The 22,418-nt window shown below is 67.3% G+C and carries 16 protein-coding genes and 1 pseudogene; 5 read left to right on the top strand and 12 right to left on the bottom strand.

Annotation, left to right across the window (positions count from 1 at the left end):
- The 6 genes and pseudogenes from AC1DR7_RS18080 to AC1DR7_RS18105 all read right to left on the bottom strand — a co-directional run.
- Window positions 1-1,782 (bottom strand): annotated as a pseudogene (locus AC1DR7_RS18080) (autotransporter family protein); the annotation flags it as partial.
- Between the two features lie 118 nt (window positions 1,783-1,900).
- A complete protein-coding gene (locus tag AC1DR7_RS18085; RefSeq protein ID WP_457318824.1) occupies window positions 1,901-2,968 on the bottom strand; it encodes an acyltransferase family protein in 1,068 nt (355 codons plus the stop codon).
- Window positions 2,965-4,113, bottom strand: coding sequence for an N-acetylglucosamine-6-phosphate deacetylase (gene nagA, locus AC1DR7_RS18090; RefSeq protein ID WP_478051955.1), 1,149 nt, complete (start codon window positions 4,111-4,113; stop codon window positions 2,965-2,967). Before nagA ends, AC1DR7_RS18085 begins: the two co-directional genes overlap by 4 nt.
- On the bottom strand, window positions 4,113-5,141 hold the full coding sequence (locus AC1DR7_RS18095) for an SIS domain-containing protein (RefSeq protein ID WP_457318828.1): 1,029 nt from the start codon (window positions 5,139-5,141) through the stop codon (window positions 4,113-4,115). Before AC1DR7_RS18095 ends, nagA begins: the two co-directional genes overlap by 1 nt.
- 7 nt (window positions 5,142-5,148) lie before the next feature.
- Window positions 5,149-6,216, bottom strand: a complete 1,068-nt coding sequence (locus AC1DR7_RS18100; protein WP_256777080.1) for a LacI family DNA-binding transcriptional regulator — start codon at window positions 6,214-6,216, stop codon at window positions 5,149-5,151.
- Between the two features lie 42 nt (window positions 6,217-6,258).
- Window positions 6,259-7,551 (bottom strand): sugar MFS transporter, encoded by a 1,293-nt coding sequence (locus AC1DR7_RS18105; protein ID WP_457318831.1) that lies wholly within the window; start codon window positions 7,549-7,551, stop codon window positions 6,259-6,261.
- Between the two features lie 370 nt (window positions 7,552-7,921).
- Between AC1DR7_RS18105 and AC1DR7_RS18110 the strand changes: the two genes are divergently transcribed.
- The 3 genes from AC1DR7_RS18110 (at window position 7,922) to AC1DR7_RS18120 (ending at window position 14,148) form a co-directional block, all read left to right on the top strand.
- Window positions 7,922-8,950 carry a glucokinase gene (locus tag AC1DR7_RS18110; RefSeq protein ID WP_256777082.1) on the top strand — a complete coding sequence of 343 codons (1,029 nt, stop codon included), beginning with the start codon at window positions 7,922-7,924 and terminating at the stop codon, window positions 8,948-8,950.
- Window positions 8,951-9,086: 136 nt separating this feature from the next.
- Window positions 9,087-11,717 (top strand): TonB-dependent receptor, encoded by a 2,631-nt coding sequence (locus AC1DR7_RS18115; protein ID WP_478051756.1) that lies wholly within the window; start codon window positions 9,087-9,089, stop codon window positions 11,715-11,717.
- A gap of 94 nt (window positions 11,718-11,811) precedes the next feature.
- Window positions 11,812-14,148 carry a family 20 glycosylhydrolase gene (locus AC1DR7_RS18120; RefSeq protein WP_457320320.1) on the top strand — a complete coding sequence of 779 codons (2,337 nt, stop codon included), beginning with the start codon at window positions 11,812-11,814 and terminating at the stop codon, window positions 14,146-14,148.
- Window positions 14,149-14,394: 246 nt separating this feature from the next.
- Here the strand turns inward: AC1DR7_RS18120 and AC1DR7_RS18125 are convergent, their stop codons facing one another.
- Together AC1DR7_RS18125 and AC1DR7_RS18130 are read right to left on the bottom strand one after the other, a co-directional pair.
- Complete coding sequence (locus AC1DR7_RS18125) at window positions 14,395-14,784, bottom strand: VanZ family protein (protein WP_478052148.1); 390 nt, start codon at window positions 14,782-14,784, stop codon at window positions 14,395-14,397.
- Window position 14,785: 1 nt separating this feature from the next.
- Window positions 14,786-15,970, bottom strand: coding sequence for a class I SAM-dependent methyltransferase (locus tag AC1DR7_RS18130; RefSeq protein ID WP_256777088.1), 1,185 nt, complete (start codon window positions 15,968-15,970; stop codon window positions 14,786-14,788).
- A gap of 55 nt (window positions 15,971-16,025) precedes the next feature.
- Between AC1DR7_RS18130 and AC1DR7_RS18135 the strand changes: the two genes are divergently transcribed.
- Window positions 16,026-16,763, top strand: coding sequence for a pteridine reductase (locus AC1DR7_RS18135; protein ID WP_457319950.1), 738 nt, complete (start codon window positions 16,026-16,028; stop codon window positions 16,761-16,763).
- Between the two features lie 81 nt (window positions 16,764-16,844).
- Here the strand turns inward: AC1DR7_RS18135 and folK are convergent, their stop codons facing one another.
- Window positions 16,845-17,360, bottom strand: a complete 516-nt coding sequence (gene folK, locus AC1DR7_RS18140; protein ID WP_478076599.1) for a 2-amino-4-hydroxy-6-hydroxymethyldihydropteridine diphosphokinase — start codon at window positions 17,358-17,360, stop codon at window positions 16,845-16,847.
- An 84-nt stretch (window positions 17,361-17,444) separates the two neighbouring features.
- On the opposite strand from folK, the gene AC1DR7_RS18145 reads away from it, so the two are divergent.
- Window positions 17,445-18,182, top strand: coding sequence for a proteasome-type protease (locus AC1DR7_RS18145; RefSeq protein WP_457319952.1), 738 nt, complete (start codon window positions 17,445-17,447; stop codon window positions 18,180-18,182).
- Between the two features lie 94 nt (window positions 18,183-18,276).
- Here the strand turns inward: AC1DR7_RS18145 and AC1DR7_RS18150 are convergent, their stop codons facing one another.
- Genes AC1DR7_RS18150 through AC1DR7_RS18160 form a run of 3 tightly spaced genes read right to left on the bottom strand, consistent with a single transcriptional unit; the run spans window position 18,277 to window position 22,052 of the window.
- Entirely contained in the window at window positions 18,277-19,794 is a 1,518-nt protein-coding gene (locus AC1DR7_RS18150; protein WP_457319954.1) for a two-component system sensor histidine kinase NtrB, read from the bottom strand.
- A gap of 3 nt (window positions 19,795-19,797) precedes the next feature.
- Window positions 19,798-20,238, bottom strand: a complete 441-nt coding sequence (locus tag AC1DR7_RS18155; RefSeq protein WP_256777094.1) for a response regulator — start codon at window positions 20,236-20,238, stop codon at window positions 19,798-19,800.
- The gene (locus AC1DR7_RS18160) at window positions 20,235-22,052 is read right to left on the bottom strand and encodes a sensor histidine kinase (RefSeq protein ID WP_256777096.1); all 1,818 of its coding nucleotides are present in this window, start codon (window positions 22,050-22,052) and stop codon (window positions 20,235-20,237) included. Before AC1DR7_RS18160 ends, AC1DR7_RS18155 begins: the two co-directional genes overlap by 4 nt.
- Between the last annotated feature and the right edge of the window lie 366 nt (window positions 22,053-22,418).

The raw sequence follows: 22,418 nt of genomic DNA on the forward strand, positions 1-22,418 counted from the left end.
CTCCGGTGGCGGCGGCGGTGTCGCCAGGATGCCGCCGGGCGCGGGCGACGGTGCGGGGGTGGCGGCGGCCACCAGGGTCGAGCGCAGGTACCAGTTCTCGGCAGTACCGCCGCTGACCCCGCCCTTGAACAGGAAGTACTCGTACGCCCCGGCGGCGACCGGGTTGTACAGCGCGAACGCGCTGGGCGCGGTAGTGGCGCCGTTGATCGCCTGCACCACCAGGATGCCGTCGGCCACGGTGGAGGCACCGCCGCCGCCGGCGTTGAGGATGCCCACGCCGGTGGTACCACTGGCGCTGCCGGTGGAGATCACCAGCTTGTCCGACGCCGAGCTGTCGTCGCCCAGCACGGTGTTGAGGTACAGCGCGCCGCCAGTGCCGACATAGTTGCCAACCACGGTGAAGGTATCGCCCACACCGCCACCGTTGCTCAGGTCGATGCGACCGGCGTTGGTGAGCGTGGCCAGCTGCCCGGCGACGAACGGGGCGACGCCGCCGTTGCTGCCACCGCCAAACACCGCGCTGGTGGCATCGATATCCAGGCGGCCGGTGCCACTGGCGCTGTCGCCCAGCAGCAGGGTGCCGTCGAAGGCCAGCTGGGTATCGTCGCGCAGCGCCACCTGCTCCCAGTTGGCAAAGCGCGCCACGCCGCTGGTTTTGACGTTGTCGAAACCGAGCACGTCATTGCCCGGCCCACCGTCGAACACCGGCAGTGCGCCCAGGTGGGCGTTATTGAGGTTGGTCAGCTGCGCGACGTCATTGCCTTCGCCGAAATCGATGGCCCCGTACACCACCCCGCCGCCGTTCCAGGTCAGGGTGTCGTTGCCGAAGCTCAGCCGGATTTCACCGCGCACGGTGCCGCCGGTGATGGTCACCGCGTCATCGCCGCCGCTGACGCTGATGTTGCCGCCGATGTACCCGTCGGACAGCACGATGGTGTCGCGCCCGAAGCCGGTGACCAGGTTGCCGTCGATGGTGCCGCCGGACATCAGGAAGGTGTTGTCGTCCAGCTTCATGTTCACCCGGCCGATGCGGCCGCCGGTCATTTCGGCATAGTCGCCATCGTCGAACGCCCCAACAATGCGGCCGCCGGTCATGCGGAAGCGGTCCAGCGCGTCGCCCTGCAGCAGCGCGCCGATGCTGCCACCGGTCATCAGGAAGGTGTCGATGCCCGAGCCCTGCACCACGGGGCCGGTCACGCTGCCGCCGCTGATTTGCAGAGTGTCCTCGCCATCGCCCTGGTCGACGCTGTCGATCACGCCGTCGCCGATCACCAGGGTGTCGTTGCCTGCGCCCTGCAGCACGCCGCCCTGGATGCTGCCGCCGAGCATGTCGATGCGGTCGTTGCCGGCACCGGACACGACGCCGCCGGTACTGCCGGCAATGGTGCCGCGGTTGATCAGGTAGGTGGCCCCATCGAGCTGCAGCGCGCGCCCCGCGTTGGCGATGATGCTGCCACTGTTGTCGATGACATGCCCGCTGCCGGCCTGCACGGTGATCGCGTTGCCGCTGGCGATACCGAGCTGCGCGTTGGCCAGCACGTTGATGGTCGTGTTCGATGCGCCACCGGCGGTGACGATCGGCACTGGATCCGGATTGGGCGCTGCGGTCGAGCAGGTCACCGTTTGGCCCTGACCGGGGGCGGGGTTGTCGCAGCCGGCCCACGCCGGCGCGGCCCCGGTCAGCAGGAGCGTGCCAAAGGCTCCCCGGCACCCCAGGCGCAGCCAGTGCGAAATGCGGTCGGCGAGCACGGTGCGTGCCGGCGAAACGGTCATGGAGCGCATACGCCTTTCCTGTTCTACAAGAGGGGTACGGCACCGGCCCAGTGGTTCTATGCAGACCGACGTCAGTACTTTTACCGTCGCGCCGTGATGAGGGGGGTAAAAGAATGTGATGCCACAGTTAGATTTTGAGGTAGATGCGTCGCGCGTCCAACGCCCACACCACGCCCCACCACACCGCCACGAACCCCACCGCACACAGCAGCGAGGCCAGTTTGGGGGCCGTCGGCAGCAGCGTCGACAGGGCCAGGTACAGCCACCCCCATGCGCCGCTGGCCATCAGCAGCAGCGCCATCGCCGACGAGCCAAGGTAAGCCGCAATGGCGTTGACGCCGAAGCGCCGGCCCAGCGCGGGCGCGCCCCAGCGATCAACCAGCAGGTGGGCCAGCAACAAGGCCGTCACCGACAGCCCGCCGGTCCACAGCACGAAACTGGGGGTCCACAGCTGCTTGTTGAGGGGCAGCCACAGGGCCGCCACGCCGCCCAGGAGCAGGCATGCCGCTGCCAGCACCGCCAGCCCGCCCACCTGCCCTGTGCGCAGCCACGCGCCCGCACGCAGGCCCAGCACCGTCGTGGCGACCGCGCCCAGGCTGCTCAGCAGCCCTTCGGGGTCGTGGCCGAGCCCGGTCAGCGGGTCGTACTTGTAGAGCAGCGGCGCGAACAACGCAGTATCCAGGCGGCTGGCCGGGTTGACCAACGGGGCCAGCGAATCGGCCCCCAGCAGGAGCGCGGTGTACGCCAGCAGCAGTCCGACCAGCACCGCCCATTGCGTGCGGGCGCGCGTCTGGATGGCCAGCAGTCCGACCACCGCCACGCACAGCGCGATCCGCTGCAGCACGCCCCACAGCCGGTAGGCCGGCAGGTCCATCAACCACCAGGCCAGCAGGTGCAGCAGCGCACCGGCCAGCGCGATGCGCAGCGCACGCTGCAGCAGGCCACTGCGCAGGGCCGGACGCAGCGTCTGCTGGCCCGCGCGCGGTGCCAGGCTGAAGGCCATCGACACGCCGGCAATGAACAGGAACAGCGGAAAAATCAGGTCGGTCGGGGTAAAACCATGCCAATCGGCGTGCAGCAGCGGCGCGTACACATGGCCCCAGTCGCCGGGGTTGTTGACCAGCAGCATCGCGGCCACGGTCAGCCCGCGCAGGGCGTCGATCGAGCCCATGCGCGGCGCGGCGGCAGCGCTCATGCGTCCTCGCGCTGGCCGGCGATCCAGGTGCTGCGCACCTGCAGCGCGTCGTCCAGCAGCACCAGGTCGGCCTGGTAGCCTTCGGCGATCTCGCCCAGTCGGTCGTCCAGGTTGAGGAACTGCGCCGGATAGCGCGAGGCCATGCGCGCCGCTTCGTCCAGCGGCAGGCCGAGCAGCTGCACCGCATTGCGCACGGCAGTGGCCATGTCCAGTGCCGATCCGGCCAACGAGCCGGCCGCGTTGCGCACCACCCCATCCACGGCGGTGATCACCTCGCCATACAGTTCGTAGCTTGGGCTGTCCGCGCCCACCGGCGGCATCGCGTCGGTGACCAGCATGACCTTGCCGCGCGGCTTGGCCGCCAGCGCCACGCGCAGGCTGGCCGGATGCACGTGCACCCCATCGGCAATGATCCCGATCCAGCTGTCGCGGTCTTCCAGCGCCGCGCCCACCGCACCCGGCTCGCGCCCGGTCAACGGCGACATCGCGTTGTACAGATGGGTGAAGCCACGGATGCCGGCATCCAGCCCGGCGCGTGCTTCTTCGTAACTCGCTGCGGTGTGCCCCGCGGCGACGATCACGCCGCGTTCGACCAGCGCGCGGATGCTCTCCAGCGGCACCCGCTCGGGCGCCAGCGTGAGCAGGGTGACGCCGTTGTCGAGCGAGGCCGCCAGCGCGATCTCCTCGGCATCGGGCACGCGGAACGTGTTGGCGTCGTGGGTGCCCTTGCGCGCAGGGGCGATGTACGGGCCCTCCAGATGGATGCCGAGCACGCCCGGCACGCCCTGCGCGATGGCCGAACGGGTCGCGTCGATCGCGCGGCGCATCACCTGCACGTCGTCGCTGATCAGCGTCGGCAGCAGCCCGGTGGTGCCGAAGCGGCGGTGCGCGGCGGCAAGCCGGCGCAGGCTCTCCACGTCCGGCGTGTTGTTGAACAGCACACCGCCGCCGCCATTGACCTGGGCGTCGATGAAGCCGGGCAGCAGCCAGCCGCCGCCGAGGTCCACCTGTTCGTCGGCGGTGCCCAGCTGCGGGGCGGCATCGGAGACCAGCGCGGTGATGCGGCCGGCTTCGATCACTACCGCCAGGTCATCGCGGAATTCGTCGCCGGCCAGGATGCGGGCGTTGCGCAGCACGGTTTTCATCAGACGGTTTCCGTCACCTTGTTCAGATGCGGCGGCAGGTCCGGGTTGTGCCCGCGGCGCAGCGCCAGTGCATTGATTGCGCGATAGAACGCCTGCACGTGCAGCAGCGGCGCGCAGGCCGGATGTGGAGCCGCCGGCAGCGGTAGATCGCCGTCGGCATCGGAGAGCCACACCTGCGCATCGCGTGCAGCGAATTCCTTCAGTACTGCGCGGGTACCGGCGCCGGTTTCATCGGGCTGGGCGAAGGCCAGCACCGGGAAGCCCGGACCCACCAGCGCCATCGGGCCGTGCTTCACTTCGGCCGAGCTGTAGGCTTCGGCATGCAGGCCACAGGTTTCCTTGAATTTGAGTGCGGCTTCCTGCGCCGCGCCCAGGCCCAGTCCGCGGCCGAGCACGAACAGATTGTGTGCCGGGACCAGCCCCTCGGTAAGTGCGGACCAGTCGCTGTTCCAGGCCTGGCGCAGCGCGTCTGGCAGCGTGCGCAGCGCGGCGATCAGCGCCGCATCCTGGCTCCAGTAGGCCACCAGCTGCAGGATCGCCGAGAGCGAGGCCAGGTAGCTTTTGGTTGCCGCGACGCTGCGCTCGGCGCCGGCCCCGAGCGGGATCACGGTGTCGGCCAGCTGCGCCAGCGGCGAGTCCTCGACATTGACCAGCGCCACCACGCGCGCACCGGCCGCACGCGCGGCCTCGGCGTTGCGCAGCAGGTCCGGGCTCTTGCCCGACTGGGAAATCACGATGTACAGCGCACCGCGCAGTTTCAGCGGCGCTTCGTAGACCGAGCCCACCGATGGCGAGGCCGACGCGGTGACCAGGCCCAGCGTGGTTTCCAGCAGGTACTTGGCGTAGGTGGCGGCGTGGTCCGAGCTGCCCCGCGCGCAGGTCACCACGAACGGCGGTGGTGCCGCGCGCAGGCTGGCGGCCAGGGTTTCCACCGCAGCCTGGTTGCGCGCGAACTGCGCGGCAATCACATCGGCCGCTTCGGCGGCTTCGCGGTACATCAGGGTGTCGTGGGGGGCAGGCAGGGACATGCGGGACTCAGGTGGTTTCAGGAGAAGGAGGGCGCGCGCCCTGCGGGCGCATCGGCGCGGTGGAACCGCGCACCACCAGCTGCGGCACGAAGCCCTGGTTCTGCAGCTGCAGCGGTGCGTCGTCGTAGGCATCGCTGCGCAGCTGCGCGATCAGCAGGCGCGCGGCATGCCGGGCGATGTCTTCGGTGGCCTGCTTGGCGGTGGTCAGCGGTGGCCACGACTGGCGCGAAAACGGGCTGTCCTCGAAACCGGCGATGGACAGGTCGTAGGGCACGTTCATCCCCGCCGACTTGGCGGCGGCCAGCACGCCGGCCGCGATTTCATCGTTGGAACCGAAGATCGCCGTCGGCGGCTCGCGCAGCGCCAGCAGCCGACGCGCGCCACGGAAACCATCGTCGAAGGTGTAATCGCCCTGCACCACCAGGTGCTTGTCGATGCTCATGCCGTAGTCGCGCAGCGCCGCTTCATAGCCGGCATAGCGCTCGCCGCTGGAGCGGTGCGAGCTGCCGCCCCAGAGGAAACCGATGCGCAGGTGGCCGAGTTGGATCAGGTGCTCGGTGATTTCATACGCGGCCTCGCGGTCATCGACGAACACGCACGCACCGTCTTCGGGATCGGCGGTGGCGGCGATGATCCGCACCAGCTTGATGCCGCGCGCGGTCAGTGCCGCGACCAGATCGGCGCGTTCGGACATCGGCGCGGTCAGCACCAGCCCGGCCAACCGTGAACGCTGCACCCAGTCGGCCAGTTCCTCAGCCAGCATCGGCGAGCTTGAATCGCAGGGATGGATCTGCAGTCCGAACCCGGTTTCGCGGCAGGCTGCCAACACGCCATTCTGCACGCCGATGATGTGGTACGGGTTGGGGTTGTCGTAGACCAGACCGACCACCAGCGTGGTGCCGGTGCGCAGGTTGCGCGCGGCCGGATCGGGCTCGTAATCCAGTTCGGCGATGGCCCGCAGTACCCGCGCGCGGGTGGCCTGCATGACCGAGGGTTCATTGTTGATGACGCGCGAGACCGTCTTCAGCGACACCTTGGCCCGTTCGGCAACATCCTTGATGGTCGCTCTGCGCATGCTCTTTTCCTGCGGGTCCCGTTGGACGTCCATGATCGCCGATCACTGCCCGTCGCGGGAAAGCCCCACCCGGTGCCCGCGCACCGAGTAGAACAGGATGTAGAGGTAGCACGGCACCATCAGCCCGGCGAACACCCACTGGAAGTCAAAATGCTGCTTGAGCACCGCAAACGCCTGGGGAATGATCGCCCCGCCGGCGATGGCCATCACCAGCAGCGCCGAGCCGGTTTCGGTGAAGCGCCCCAGGCCACGGATCGCCAACGGGAAGATCGCCGGCCACATCATCGCGTTGGCAAAGCCCAGCGCGGCGACGAAACCGACCGACACATAGCCATGGGAGAGCAGCGCGCCGATGCAGAACAGCACGCCCAGGATGGCCGAGATGCTCAGGTAGCGCGACTGCGAGACCCGGTGCGGGATCAGCGCCAGGCCGGCCAGGTAGCCCAGCAGCATGGCGCCCAGGGTGATCGAGGTGAACATCTTGGTCTGGTCCAGCGGCAGGTTGAAGCTGTGCCCGTAGGTCCCGATGGCATCGCCGGCCATCACTTCCACGCCGACGTAGACGAACAGGCACAGCACGCCCAGCCACAGGTGCGGGAACTGGAAGATGCTGGTGCGCTCGGCCACACCGGGCGCGCGCGCCGGAGTGGCATTGGCCTCGGCGGTCTTCAGTTCCGGCAGCGGCGAGAACAGCACGCCCACCGCCAGCACCACCAGCAGCCCGGCCATGGCCATGTAAGGCAGCTGGATCTTGGCGGCGAAGGTATCCAGCAGCACCGTCTTGGTGGCTGCGTCGGCCACCTTCACCTGCGCATCCAGGTCACCGATGCCGTGCAGCACCAGCGTGCCGATCAGCACCGGCGCCAGCATGCCGGCGATCTTGTTGCAGATGCCCATCAGCGCGATGCGCCGGGCAGCGGTCTCGATCGGGCCGAGAATGCTGATGTACGGATTGACCGCCGTCTGCAGCAGGGCCAGCCCGCTGCCGATGATGAACAGGCCGCTGAGCGCGCCCGGGTACCAGCGCTGCTGGGCGAAGTGCGCAAACACCACCGCACCGGCGGCCATCACCAGCAGGCTCAGGCTCAGGCCCTTCTTCATGCCGGTGCGCTTGAGGATCCACGAGGCCGGCAGCGCCAGGAAGAAGTAGGACAGGTAGAACACCATCAGCACCAGGAAGGCGCCGACCTCGTCCAGCTCGAAGGCCAGTTTGACGAAGGTGATCAGCGGCCCGTTGAGCCAGGTGAAGAAGCCGATCAGGAAGAACAGCACGCCGATGATCAGGATCGAAGTGAGCACGCTTGAACGCGCGGAGGCAGCAGGCACGGCAGACATCAAGAGAGCTCCTGCATCGACGGCGCGGGGCGGCGTCGGAAGAGTGGCTGGGAACAACGTTGTCACATTTATTCGTCGGGGCGATCGGGTTTGTCAACAAGCGGTTTTTGCCCAACCTGCCGAAGCGGTCGTGCTGCACCTGCGCAGATCGCATGCCCCGCCACGCTTGGCGGTGCGCCATGCGGTCATTCCCGCTCGGTTGCAAAAACATGACGGCCGTTGGCTGAAAACGTTTTCCCAGAGGGGCGCCCGTTGCGGCGCAACATCGAAAGTGTGAGGTTATCGTTGACATCGTTGTCAGAACGATTACAGACTCCCCCTCAATCGCCAGGCCTTATCGCTGGACCTGCGCACATCCAAGGGAGTCCGTGTGACCGCAGCTGCCCACTCCGTCCAGGCCCATGACCTGCCCGCCACGGTGCCGCCCTTCCTGGCCGCCGATGTCGGCGGGACCCACGTGCGCGTGGCCCGGGTCCAGGCCGGCACCGATCCGGACCATCCGGTGCAGCTGCTGGAGTACCGCAAGTTCCGCAATGCCGACTATCCCGGCCTGAGCGCGATCCTGACCGACTTCCTCGGCAGCGGCCCGCGTCCGGCGCACTGCGTGGTGGCCACCGCCGGCGTTGCCCGCGCCGACGGCACGGTGATCACCGCCAACGTGCCCTGGCCCCTGTCGGCGCGCCGCATCGAACAGGACGTCGGCCTGGACCAGGTCTACATCGTCAACGACTTCGAGGCCGTGGCCTACGCCGCGTCCCAGGTCGATGCCAGCGGCGTGCTGCAGTTGACCGGCCCGGCCAGCGCACCGCGCGGCCCGACCCTGGTGGTCGGCCCCGGTACCGGCCTGGGCGCGGCGGTCTGGATTCCGACCGCGCACGGCGCGGTGGTGCTGGCCACCGAAGCCGGACAGCCAACCCTGGCCACCACCACCGAGCTGGAAATGGCGATCGTGCGCCAGATGCAGCGCGAACATGCGCATGTGTCGGTCGAGCACGCGCTGTCCGGCCCTGGGCTGATGAATCTCTATCGCGCCCTGTGTGCACTCAACCACCAGCCGCCGACGCTGGCCAGCCCCGATGCGGTCACCGCCGCGGCCATGGCCGACCAGGACCCGCTGGCACGGCTGAGCCTGGAGGTGTTCTGCGGCCTGCTCGGCAGCACCATCGGCGACATGGCCCTGCAGTACGGCATCACCGGCGGTGTCTACCTGGCCGGCGGCATCCTGCCGCAGATCCGTCAATTCCTGTTGAACAGCACGTTCGTACCGCGGTACCTCAACAAGGGCCCGATGCGCGAAGCGCTGGAACGCATTCCCGTGAAGGTGGTCGAGCACGGGCAGCTGGGCGTCATCGGCGCCGCCAGCTGGTACCTGGGACATAGGGACCACCCGCACGCCTGACACGGCGCGCCGGGCACGCAACACGCAGTACGTGGCACCCATGGCGCGCCCGGCAAAGGGCGCGCGGCAAAGTCGTACCAGACGCAAGAAGACACGCCGTCGCCGGCGAACCATCGGATTGATGAGGAGAGACATCATGAACCACCGCAAGAGTCTGCTTTCGGCAGCCATTTTCAGCTGTCTGGTGTTCGGCGCGCAGGCGCAGGAAACCTCCAGCACCCCCACCGACCTGGACACGGTCAGCGTCGTCGGCATCCGCGCCAGCCTGGAAAAATCGCTGGATACCAAGCGCAACAACGTGACCATCTCCGAGGCGATCACCGCCGAGGACATCGGCAAGTTCCCCAGCACCAACGTGGCCGAAGCGCTGTCGCAGCTGCCGGGCATCTCGCTGGATCGCCGTTTCGGCCAGGGTGAGCGGGTCAGCATCGACGGCACCGATCCCAGCCTGAACCTGTCCTTCCTCGACGGCCACCCGGTCGCGCAGGCGATCTGGCTGTATGGCGAACAGCCCAACCGCGGCTTCGATTACACCCTGCTGTCGCCGCTGATCCTGGGCCGCATGGAAGTCATCAAGTCCTCCGAAGCGCGCCTGACCGAAGGCAGCCTGGGCGGCACCATCCTGATGCACACCCGCCAGCCGCTGGACATGCGCGCCAACGAAGTGGCCGCCTCGGTGGGCTACAGCTACAGCGACCAGGCCAGCAAGGGCAAGCCGAACGCCTCGGCGATCTACAGCTGGAAGAACAACGACGAAACCTTCGGCGTGAACGTCGCCGCGCAGCATTATGAAGAGCGCGTGGATCGCCAGGGCATGGAAGTGTTCGGCTACGCCAAGGCGTCCACCTTCACCAATGCGCCGGGCGTGGACCCGAACGCGGACGTGCCCAACTCGGTCAACGCCGCGTGGTTCCAGCAGGACCGCAAGCGCGACAGCGCCGTGGTCAACCTGCAGTTCAAGCCGAGCGAGGAACTCGAGTTCAACCTGAGCGGCCTGTACATCAAGGAAAACTTCGACAACTACAACCAGTCGATGTACTCCTTCCTGACCTGGAACCCGGGTACCGTCGGTGCGGTCAACCAGCTCGGCGACGTGCGCAACGGCGTGGTCAACAGCGGCCACTCCAACGCCAGCGCGACGGCCAACAGCGGCACGGTGATCTACGACAACAACGTGCGCGAATCCGAAGTGACCACCAAGGGCCTGGACCTGCGTGGCGCCTGGAAGGGCGATGGCTGGGGCATCAGCGGCCAGGTGGGCCAGAGCAAGTCCGAGAACAAGGACCTGGCCCAGTACTTCATCGAACCGTTCTACAACGGCGGCTTCAGCTGGAACCTGGACAAGGGCATCACCTTCGACAACGCCGAGGCCGCGCGCAACCCGGCCAACTGGGGTTCGGCCGGTGGCTGGTTCGGCAACAACGGCATCTTCTCCACCGACAGCAAGGACACCTACGCACAGCTGGACTTCAACGTGCAGTTCGACAGCATCTTCAACCAGCTGCAGTTCGGCGTGCGCCACGGCAAGCATGAAGAGAGCTTCGACCTGAACGTATATGGCGGCGTGCGTCCGGGCACCCTGGCCGACGTGGGCACCATCGGGCTGACCGACATCCAGGGCTTCAGCGACGGCCACGGCCGCCACGTGCAGGTTGGCCGCGACAACGTGCTGAACTGGGTCAAGGGCAGCCCGCTGGATTACGCCAACCCCGATCCGGCCAGCTACCTCAACAACAGCTGGGCACTGGAACAGACCAACAACGCGGCCTACGCGCAGTTGAACTTCTCCAACGGCCCGGTGCGCGGCAACGTCGGCGTGCGTTATGTCGATTCCAAGACCGCAGGCAGCGGCTTCGTCTACGGCGGCACGCCGACCCTGACCGACCTGGACAGCAAGTGGCAGACCCAGACCAGGAAGGAAGATTTCCTGCTGCCGTCGGTCAACCTGGTCTATGACACCTCCAGCGACTGGGTGTTCCGCTTCGGCGCGAGCAAGGTCATTGCCTGGGCGCCGTACAACCAGATGGTGAACAACACCTTCCTCAACGACACCACGCTCACCGGCAGTGGCGGCAATGCGGCACTGTCCCCGTACGAGTCCTGGAACTACAACCTGTCGGCCGAGTACTACTTCGCCCCGCAGTCGGTGGTGGCCTGGTCGCTGTTCTACAAGAAGATCGACAACTACATCGACACCAGCGCGGTCACCGAGCGCCAGTACAACTCGATCCGCGACACCTCGCCGGCCACCTGGGCCAACATCGTAGGCACCAACGGCTGCGCCGCCGACGGCTACTGCGACTACAGCATCCAGCGTCCGCGCAATGCCGGTAGCGGCCACATCAAGGGCTTCAACATCAGCTTCCAGCAGCCCTTCGGTGAAAGCGGCTTCGGCCTGACGGCGAACTACACCTACGCCAACGGCGAGAACAACTCCGGTGATCCGCTGCCGTACCAGTCGCGCAACTCGATCGCGCTCAGCCCGTACTTCGAAAAGGGCCCGATCAATGCACGCCTGACCTACAACTGGCGTGACAGCTACCTGGCCGGCGGCTACGTCGCAGGCTCGGCACCGGCCAGCGTGGACGACTACGCCGAGCTCGGCGCCAGCTTCGGCTACACCTTCACCGAGAACTGGTCGCTGACGCTGGACGCGCAGAACCTGCTCAACGAAGAGTATTTCCAGTACCTCGGCGACAAGGACCACCTGGCCTCGCGCTATAAGAGCGGCCGCCGCTACATGGCTACGGTGCACTTCAAGTTCTGATTGCCATAGCACTATGCTGCACACCTGAAACGGGCCCGGATCTCCGGGCCCGTTTTCACAGGTGGAACCCGATTCGCAACACAGGAATGACCCGATGCATACCCGCACCCGTCGTACCTCGCTGTCACTGCTCTCCTTCGCATTGGCCCTGTCCCTGGCACCGCTCGCGCAGGCCGCCGATGCCCCGGCCACTGCTGGCCCCCGCGCCATGGCCGGCCCACTGCCGTTGATGCCGGCGCCGGCCAAGGTCGAACGCCTCGACGGCAGCGGCTTCAGCGCGGTCGCCGGCACCCCGGTGTGGGCCAAGGGCGAGGCCGCGCAACGCGTGGCTACCCAGTTCACTACGTTGCTGCACGACAGCGGCGGCCCGGTGCTGAACGTGGCCGGCACGCGCGGCGGCAACGGCATCCACTTCGTGTTGAACCGCACGCTCAAGACCGGCGCCGAAGGCTACCAGCTGCGCTCGGGCCGCGACGGCGTGACCGTGCAGGCAGCTACCGAGGCCGGCCTGTTCTACGGTGCAGCCACCCTGTCGCAACTGCTCAGTGGCGGCAGCAACGGCGTCCTGCCGGCGCTGCGCATCGACGATGCACCGCGTTTCAGCTGGCGTGGCCTGATGCTCGATTCGGCGCGCCACTTCCAGAGCCTGGACGAGATCAAGCGCGTGCTCGACGCGATGGCCGAACAGAAGCTCAATACCTTCCACTGGCATCTCACCGATGACCAGGGCTGGCGCATGGAGATCAAGCGCTATCCCAAACTGACCGGGATCGGCAGCTGTCGTATTCCGGCCGGCGATGGTGGCCGCGATCCGGTCACCGGCGCCGAACGCCCGTATTGCGGCTTCTATACCCAGGACCAGATCCGCGACGTGATCGCCTATGCCGCCGCCCGGCATATCCAGGTGATCCCGGAAATCGACGTGCCCGGCCACGCCACCGCCGCGATCGCCGCCTATCCCGAACTGGGCACGCTGTACACGCCGCTGAAGCCGCTCAGCGAATGGGGCGTGTTCCCCAACCTGTTCAACACCGAGGAAAGCACCTTCACCTTCCTGGAAAACGTGCTGGAAGAAGTGATCACCCTGTTCCCGGCCAGGTACGTGCACGTCGGCGGCGACGAGGCCGTCAAGGACCAGTGGGAAGCCTCGGCACGCGTGCAGGCGCGCATGCGCGAGGTTGGCGCAGGCAATGAAATGGAGATGCAGAGCCACCTCATCAAACGCCTGGAGACCTTCCTGGAGCAGCACGACCGGCGCCTGATCGGCTGGGATGAAATCCTTGAAGGCGGGTTGCCGCCGGAGGCCACGGTGATGTCCTGGCGCGGCACCGAAGGCGGCCTGAAAGCCGCCAGCGAAGGCCACGACGTGGTGATGTCGCCGGTCACCGATATGTACATGGACTACCTGCAGACCCACTCGCCCAACGAACCGCCGGGCCGCCCGCTGTCCACGCCGCTGGGGCGCGTGTATGGCTTCGAGCCGGTGCCCGAGGCGTTGGCCAAGGACAAGCAGCAGCATATCCTCGGCCTGCAGGCCAACATGTTCACCGAGCACACGCGCAGCTACGCGCGCCTGCAGCACAACCTGTTCCCGCGTTTGGCCGCCGTGGCCGAAACCGGCTGGTCGCCGCGCGAGCGCCGCGACTACGCCGATTTCCTGGCACGCCTGCCGAGCCAGCTGCAGCGCTGGCAGGCCATGGGCATCGCCTACGCGCAGACGCCGCTGCAGGTGGAACTGGACAGCCATGACGACCGCAAGGCCGGCACCGCCACGCTGGCACTGCGCACGCCGCTGGGCTATGACATCCACTACAGCACCGATGGCAGCGCGGTCACCGCGCAGTCGCCGCGCTACACCACGCCGCTGACCCAGCCGTTGCCGATCACCCTGCAGGCGGCCACGTTCTTCGACGGCAAGGCATTGGCCAGCGCGGCCAGTCGCTTCGACATCACCGCCACGTCGCTGCTGAGCCGCAGCGACGAGCAGCTGGCGATGTGCCCGGGCGAAGGCAAGCTGCTGCTGCGGCTGGAAGACGATGGCCCGGCCGATGGCCCGCGCGCGATCTTCAACGTCAATATCTTCAACCCGTGCTGGTTGTGGAAGGACGCCGATGTCGACGGCATCGCCAAAGTGCGCGTGCGTGCCGGCCAGATTCCGTATTACTTCCAGCTGGCGCACGACGAACCGCAGCGGAAGTTCAGCCCCGCACGCAGTGCGCATGGCGAGATGGACGTGCTCAACGGAACCTGCGATGGCACGCCGCTGGCGACGGTGAAGCTGCCCGCCAAGCCCGGTACGGATGGGTTCATCACGTTGGAAGCCGCGCTGCCGCGGTCGGTGAAGGGGACGCAGGATCTGTGCGTGCGCTTTACCGGGGATACGCGGCCGACGATGTGGGTGCTGGATGCGTTGACGCTGGTGCCGCGCTGAGGTTGCCGGCCAGCGGCCGGCATTACCGGTCTTGCGTTGCCTGGTTGCCGGCCAGCGGCCGGCATTACCGGTCTTGCGTTGCCTGGTTGCCGGCCATGGGCCGGCATTACCGGTCTGGCGTTGCCTGGTTGCCGGCCAGCGGCCGGCACTACCGGTCTTGCGTCGCTTGGTTGCCGGCCAGCGGCCGGCACTACCGGTCTTGCGTCGCTTGGTTGCCGGCCAGCGGCCGGCATTACCGATGCCTTTCTATCCGTGCAGGCGCAGCAGCAGGTTGCGCAACGGGGTAAATGCGATCGCCATGCCCGCGATCACCCCCACGCTGTTGGCCAGCGCGTCCATCGGGTCGGCCATGCGGTTGTCGGTCAATGCGCCCTGCAGGAACTCGATGCCGATGCCCAGCCCGACCAGGCCGGCGCCGGCCCACAGCAGGGCTGCGCGCGTGCGGTAGATCTGCACCGCCGAAGCGGCCAACAGGAAGTAGGCAAGAAAATGCTCCACCTTGTCGCTGTTCTTGGGCAGGTCCAGCGGCGGCGGCGGAATCAGGCAGACGGTGATGGTCACCGCGATCGCCAGCCACCACAGACCCAGCCAGAAGCGCGGCCAGCGCAGCGGCTTCAACATCCCTGTCATGGTCATCTCAGAGGCGCCAGGTCAGGTCGCCGAGCAGGAACGCGGCCTCGAATTCAACGTCACGCTGGAACCCCATCACCTGGAAGCGCTCGCCCATGCCGGTGGGCAGGGTGAGTTTCTTGACCTGATCACGCAGGCGCACCTTGCCGAACTCGTCCACGCGCGCCTCGGCCTTGGCCAGCAGCGCATCGAGCCCGTTGCCCAGCAGGAAATTGGCCTGGGTGCAGTACCCGGCGATCTCGAACCCGGCACCGGTGCCGGCCTCGGCCAGCGCGGTGAAATCCACCGACGCGGTCAGGTCCTGCAGGCCCGGCCACCGGTAAAGATCGTTGTGCACCTGGTGGCGGTAGAACGCGCGCACCGTGCCGTCGTCGCGTTCGTCCTGGTAATACTCGCCACGCGGGTAGCCATAATCGATGAACAGCATCGCGCCGCGCTGCATGCCGCCGGCCACGGCCTGGATCCAGTACGGCAGCTGCGGCAGCAGTTCGGAACGGTAGCCATCGGCGAACGGCTTCTCACGGTAATGCTCGATGTGGCGCACCGCCGCGCTGAGCATGGCATCGGCCGGTTGCGCGCCACGCACGAAGGCGCCCTGCGCATCCAACTCCACGGTTTCCTCATAGACCATGCCGTCGCGCGCCAGGAAGCGCGGCGTCGGCAGCGCATCGATCACCTCGTTGGCGAACACGATGCCGTCCCAGTCGTCCTCGAACGGGCCGTCCAACCACTCCACCAGTTCGAACACCGGGCCGATCAAGGCCTTTTCCAGACGCTCGCGCTGGCGCTCGCGCAGGTCCGCGCTGGGTTCCAGGATCGCGTAGCGTTCGGGCAGCGCGTCCAGTTCCAGCATGCGCTTGAGCAGCACCTCGGCAAACGCGCCGCTGCCGCCGCCCAGCTCCATGAAGCGCGCCTGCGGGCCCAGTTGCTGCATCACCGGGGCGATCGCATTGGCCACGGTGGCGGCAAACAGCGGGCCCAGTTCCGGGGCGGTGGTGAAATCGCCGGATTCGCCGAACTTGCTGGCACCGGCGCTGTAATACCCCAGTCCCGGCGTATACAGGCTCAGCTCCATGAACCGTGCGAACGGGATGGCGCCGCCGTTGGCAAGGATGTCGGCGCGCAGCGCCGCGGCCAGCTGGTCGCTGTGGGCCAGGGCGTCGGTATCGGGGGTGGGCAGTGGCGAATGCATGAGGCAGGCGATTGCGGTGACAATGCACAGCATAGCCGAGCAGGGAGTACCCCCGATGACCGATACCGCACCCGTCGTGCTGATCACCGGCAGCGCGCGCCGGATCGGCGCGGCGATCGCCCGCCAGTTCCATGCCTGTGGCTGGTCGGTGGTGCTGCACGCGCATACCTCCACCGCCGAGCTGCAGCAGATGGCCTTCGACCTGGACATGCTGCGCCCTGGCAGCGTGCTGGCGCTGCAGGCCGACCTGCGTGACGCCGACGCCATCCCCGATCTGGTCGAGCAGACCGTGGCCCAGTTCGGGCGGCTGGATGCGCTGGTCAACAACGCCTCCAACTTCTACCCCACCCTGCTCGGCCAGATCACCGCCGAACACTGGGACGATCTGTTCGCGGTCAACGCGCGCGCCCCGCTGCTGCTGGCCCAGGCCGCCGCACCGCAGCTGCGCCGGCACCTGGGCTGCATCGTCAACCTGACCGACCTGCACGGCACCCAGCCGATGCGCGACCACCCGGTCTACAGCGCGGCCAAGGCGGCGCTGGAAATGATCACCCGCTCACTCGCGCTGGAACTGGCACCCAAGGTGCGGGTCAATGCGGTGGCCCCCGGCGCGATCCTGTGGCCGGAACAGGGCAAGGACGATTTCGCCCAGCAGGCGCTGCTGCTGCGCACCCCGCTGGCGCGTACCGGCACGGTGGAGGAGATCGCCGAGGCGGTGTACTGGCTGGTGACCGATGCGCCCTTCATCACCGGGCACACGCTGCGCGTGGATGGCGGCCGAACGCTGTCGTAATGCCGGCCGCTGGCCGACGACCAAACGATGCAACCGCCCCGGTAGTGCCGGCCGCTGGCCGGCAACCAGGCGGTGCCAGGTTCACGTGGAGCCGGCCAGCGGCCGGCACATGGGCAGCAGTTCCATCGTCTCGAACGCCTCGCCGTACTGGCGATGGGCGCGCCACAGCGCGGCCAGGGACAGGCCGCTGACCGGGTCGATGAAGTCCGGGGCGATGTCGGCCAGCGGCTTGAGCACGAAGGCGTGCTTGAGTTCCGGGCGCGGAATGCGCAGGTGGCCCGGGCCTTCCACGATCAGGTCGCCGTAGAACACCACGTCCAGGTCCAGGGTGCGGTCGGAGAAGCGCGGGCCGCTGCGGTCGCGGCCGTGCGCGTCTTCCAGCGCATGCAGCCAGGCATCGAGCGCATCCAGCGGCACATCGGTGTCGATCGCCACCGCATTGTTGAGGAAATCCGGGCCGTCGAAGCCGACTGCGGCGGTACGGTAGGCCGGCGAGACCGCGATCGCGCCGAAGCGCGCGCGCAGCGCATCCACCGCGGCGTGAAGATGCTGTTGCGGCTGCAGGTTGCTGCCCAGGCTCAGGAGCACAGTGGTCATGGTATTCAGCGTGCGTGGGGCGAATCCACACGGGACCAACATGGCCTGCGCATAGAATCGGGGTGCACATCATAGGACACCGACATGACCTATTGCGTCGGCATCGAGGTGGACGAAGGCCTGGTCTTCGCCGCCGATACCCGCACCAACGCGTCGCTGGACGACGTGCGGGTCCATCGCAAGCTGCATGAATTCGAGTTCCCCGGGCAGGCCGCCTTCGTGATCATGGCCGCCGGCAACCTGGCCACCACCCAACTGCTGGTCTCGCGTCTGCGCCGCGACGTGGAGGAAGCGCGCGAGCAGAACCTGCTCGCCTACCGGCACCTGTTCGAGGTGGCCGAGTACGTCGGCCGCGTGCTGGTCGACAGCCAGGTCAAGGCCACCACGCAGGACGCCGGACAGGACGGCATCATGACCCAGGCCACCCTGATCCTGGGCGGGCAGATCGCCGGTGAACAACCGGGCATGTACATGATCTACCCGCTCGGCAATGCGATTTCCGCCTCGCCGGAGACCCCGTTCCTGCAGATCGGCGAATCCAAGTACGGCAAGCCGATCCTGGACCGCATCCTGCGCCCGCAGACGCGGCTGGAAGATGCCGCGCGCACGGCGATCGTGTCGCTGGACTCGACCATCCGCTCCAACCTGTCGGTGGGCCTGCCGGTGGATCTGGTGCTGATCCGCAAGGATGACCTGCGCATCAGCCAGCGCATGCGCCTGGCCGGCGACAGCCCGTTGTATGCGCAGATCCACGGCAGTTGGTCGCACAAGCTGGAGCAGGCGGTAACCACCCTGCCCCGGTTTCCATGGGAAGAGGCCTGAAACCGCAGGGCCGGCCGCTGGCCGGCCACCCGACACTGTGGGGTGCAGGCAGAGCCGGCCAACGGCCGGCACTACCGTGGTCATCCCACCACGATCAGGCCGTCTCCAACGCCTCGGCCACCGAACGGAACACCTGCTGCATTTCCAGCGGCTTGCGCAGCACGTGCACGTTGATCGTCGACGGGAACACCGCCAGTGGCACGGTGACGTCGGCCTCTTCCAGCACCAGCGCCGGCCCGCGGAAGCCCAGCGCGGCCATTTCGCCCAGCAGGTGGCTGGCCGACAACAGCTTGGAACCGGCATCGGCGATCACCAGGGCCGGCATTGCTTCCTGCTGCATCCAGCGCAGCGCCGCGGCGCCGTCGGAGGCCAGCTGCAGGTGGTAGCCCTGGCTGGACAACGCGTTGCCCAGCAGCGACAGACGCGTGGCCTCGCCATCCACCACCAGGATCGACTGCCCGGTGCCGGCGGCAATCGGCTGATCCACCGCCTCGCTGTCGGTGGCCACTTCCTGCATCGGCAGCAGCAGGTCGAAACGCGTCCCGACCCCGACCGTGCTGTCCACGTGGATGCTGCCGTGCACGCCTTCGACGATGCGCTTGCACGAGATCAGCCCCAGGCCGGTGCCGTTGGCCTTGGTGGTGAAGAACGGGTTGAACAGATGCGACAGCGTGTCGGCATCCATGCCGGTGCCTTCGTCGGTCACCGAGATGCGCAGCCACTCCTCGCCCTGGCCATCGCGGTCGGCGGCCGCGCGCAGCGTCAGTCGCCCGCCGTTGGGCATCGCCTGGATCGCGTTCAAGGACAGGTTCAACAGCACCTGCTGCAGCTCGGTGTAGTTGGCATCCACGGCCAGGCCTTCATCGGCCACGTCCAGGTGCAGGCTGACCTTGGCCGGCAGGTTGCTGCGCAACAGCAGCTCCACCGCCTCGAACAGGTGCGCGATGCAGATCTGCTCACTGGGCTTGCGTGAGCCACGCACGAAGGACAGCATCGACTCGGCCATCTCGTGCCCGCGCCGGCCGCACTCGGCGATGATGTCGGCCAGGTGGTGCAGCTGCGGGTCCTGGGTCCGCGCCTTGAGCAGGTCGGGCATGATCAGCAGCGGCTGCAGGATGTTGCGCAGGTCGTGGCTGAGCCCGGCGGCCAGCAGCGACAGGCTTTCCAGGCGCTGGGCACGCATCAGCTCGGCTTCCACCCGCTGGCGGTCCATGCTGCTGCGCGACTCGCGTACCGCGCGCGCCACCGCCGAGGGCAACCGCGCCGGCTGGTGCTTGATGATGTAGTCGTTGGCGCCCTGGTGCAGCGCGGCCACCGCGTTTTCCTCACCCATCGTGCCGGACACGAAGATGAAGGGCACATCCGGATGCCAGCCGCGCACGATCTGCAGCGCTTCGTTGCCGGAAAAACCGGGCATGGCAAGGTCGGACAACACGATGTCCGGCGAGAAACGGCTCAGCGCCTCGCGCAGCTCGCCCGCGCTCTCCACCCGCTCGAAGCTGGCTTCAAGACCGGCATCGAGCATCTGCTCGCACATCAGTTCGGCGTCCTCGGCGGAATCTTCCACCAGCAGGACGCGCAGCATACCCAGGGACGGGCCAGTCAGCGGCATGGCTTACTCGATCTCCGGCGCCTGGTTGATGACCGCCCAGAACTTGCCCAGGGTCTGCACCGCACCGAAGAACTGGTCCACGTCCACCGGCTTGACCACATAGGCATTCACGCCCATGTCCCAGCTGCGGGCCAGGTCGCTTTCCTCGCGCGAGGACGACAGGATCACCACCGGCAGGCGCTTGAGCTCTTCGGTGTTGCGAATCTCGCGCAGCACTTCCAGGCCGTCCATGCGCGGCATCTTGATATCCAGCAGCAGCACCGCCGGCAGGCCTTCCTCGCGGTTGGCGAAGGCGCCGCGGCGCAGCAGGTAGTCCATCGCTTCCACGCCGTCTTCGACGTGCACGATCGGGTTGGCCAGGCGGGCCTCTTTCAGGGCGTCGACGGCCATCTCGGCGTCGGCAGGGCTGTCCTCGGCGAGGAGGATGGTGCGGAGTGCGGTCATGCGGCGGAGCCCTTGTTGATTGCGTCGAGCGCAGGGGGAAGCAGGAAGTGGAACGTGGCGCCGGCATCGACGGCCGACTCGGCCCAGATGCGGCCGCCGTGGCGGGTCAGTACGCGGCGTACGCTGGCCAGGCCGATACCGGTGCCGGGGTAGTCGCTGGCCTTGTGCAGCCGCTGGAACACACCAAACAGCTTGCCGGCGTAGGCCATGTCGAAACCGGCGCCGTTGTCGCGCACCGTGAACAGGTGGCCGCCATCGGGCTGCTGCTGGTACTCGACCTCGATCCGGGCCGGGTCGCGGTTGGACGAATACTTGAGGGCATTGCCCAGCAGGTTCAACCACACCTGGCGCATCATGTTCTCATCGGACACCAGGATCGGCAGTGGGGCGATCTTCCACTCCACGTGGCGGCGCACGCCGGTTTCCTCGGCCTCGCTCTGCAGGTTGGCATCGAGCATGGCGCGCGTGTCGGCCACCAGCGACTGCATGTCCACCGCCTGCATCCGCATCGCCGCCCGGCCCAGCCGCGAGTAGACCAGCAGGTCGTCGATCAGCGCGGCCATGCGGCGTGCCGAGTTGGAAATCACCCCGAGGTAGTGCAGCGACTTTTCGTCGGCCTGATCGCCCAGGTGGCGGGTAAGTTTGTCGGAGAAGCCGGCGACGTGGCGCAGCGGCGCGCGCAGATCGTGGGACACCGAGTAGCTGAAGGCTTCCAGCTCGCGGTTCACCTCGGACACCTGTTCCACCTTGCCTTCCAGCTGCCGGTTCAGTTCTTCCACGCGCTGCTGCACGGCGCGCTGCACGGTCACATCGCTGACCGTCATCAGCACCACCTCATCGTCCTTGTCCGGCAGCGGCATGCGCCGGGCATTGATCAGCATGGTGCGCACCTGCTCGTCGGCGGTGCGCTGCTCGTGTTCGTAATCCCACAGCTCGCGGCCGCGCAGCAGCACATCGATCAGCCGCTGGCGCACCACCGCATCCTTCCAGGCGCCGTCGCCGATGCTGTCCAGGCTGCGGATCTCGGTGCTGGTTTCATCCAGGCCGTAGAGCTCGGCAAAGGCCGGATTATGCAGCTGCACTTTCAACTCACGGTCGAGCAGCACGATCGGCTCACGCACGGTGTTCAACACCGAGGCGGCGCGTGCGGCCGAACGCTGCGAGGCTTTCTCGGCGCTGGCGCGATGGCTGATCTGGCGATGCAGCAACCACAGCACCAGGCCCAGCAGCGACAACTGCACCAGCAGCGCCGACCACGACACGAACTCGCCCTGGCGCTGCTGTTTCTGGAATACGGCGCTGCGCTCTGCCAGCAGTGTCTCTTCGTTGGACTGCAGTTCTTCGATCAGCTTGCGGATCGGATAGCGGGTGGTCAGGTCCTTGACCAGTTCGCGCTGGTCCGAATCCGGTGCCGAGCGCGCCAGTTGCCTGGCCAGTTCCATACGCCGTTCCACCATCGACTGGATGCGGCCGATGCGGACCAGCTGTTCGGGATTGTCGCGGGTCAGTTCAGTCAGCCGCTGCAGCCGCTGCGGGATGTCCTTGGCTTGGCCAAGACGCTCGCGCAGACCCGGCGCGTCGATGCCTTTGGACATGGTCAGCGCAGCCGACTCCACGTCGCGCACATCGGCCTGCAACTGGTACACCGCCACGCCCACATCCTGGGTATGGGTCACCCAGCGCATGGCTTCGGTATTTTCTTCGGACAGCTTCCGCAGCGTCAGCCACGGGACCACGATGATGGCCACGGCGGCCAGGGTCAGTGCCGGCAAGCGCCAGCGATCCCAGACGTCATCACTGAAAACCAGCGCCATATGCCCTCTTCAACTCACGGTGCCGTAACCGGCGGTGCCCAGCGCAGCGGCCTTGGCTTGCTTGGCACGTCGACGCGGGCTAAGCCATGAATATACCGCAGCGCATTGTGAATAGGGCTGGTCTCATTTAATGAACAGTTTAGGAAAAACCGCATAGCTACTGCGGGCACGCTTTCTCTCGTTCGGAGGCGTACATAAAGCGGCCTGCGGCCCTTGACGCGCCCGACCCACCGACCGCCCTCAAAGAAGCTCGGCATCCACCTGCGGACCGCGAGCGTAGCCCCGTAGCCGCCGGTAGGCCCCTGGGCAAAATAAAGGAGGAGGCCGCCACGCGGCCGGGGGACATTTGCGCCAGGGGCCTACCGG

The sequence above is a fragment of the Stenotrophomonas sp. P5_A9 genome, from assembly GCF_056400525.1.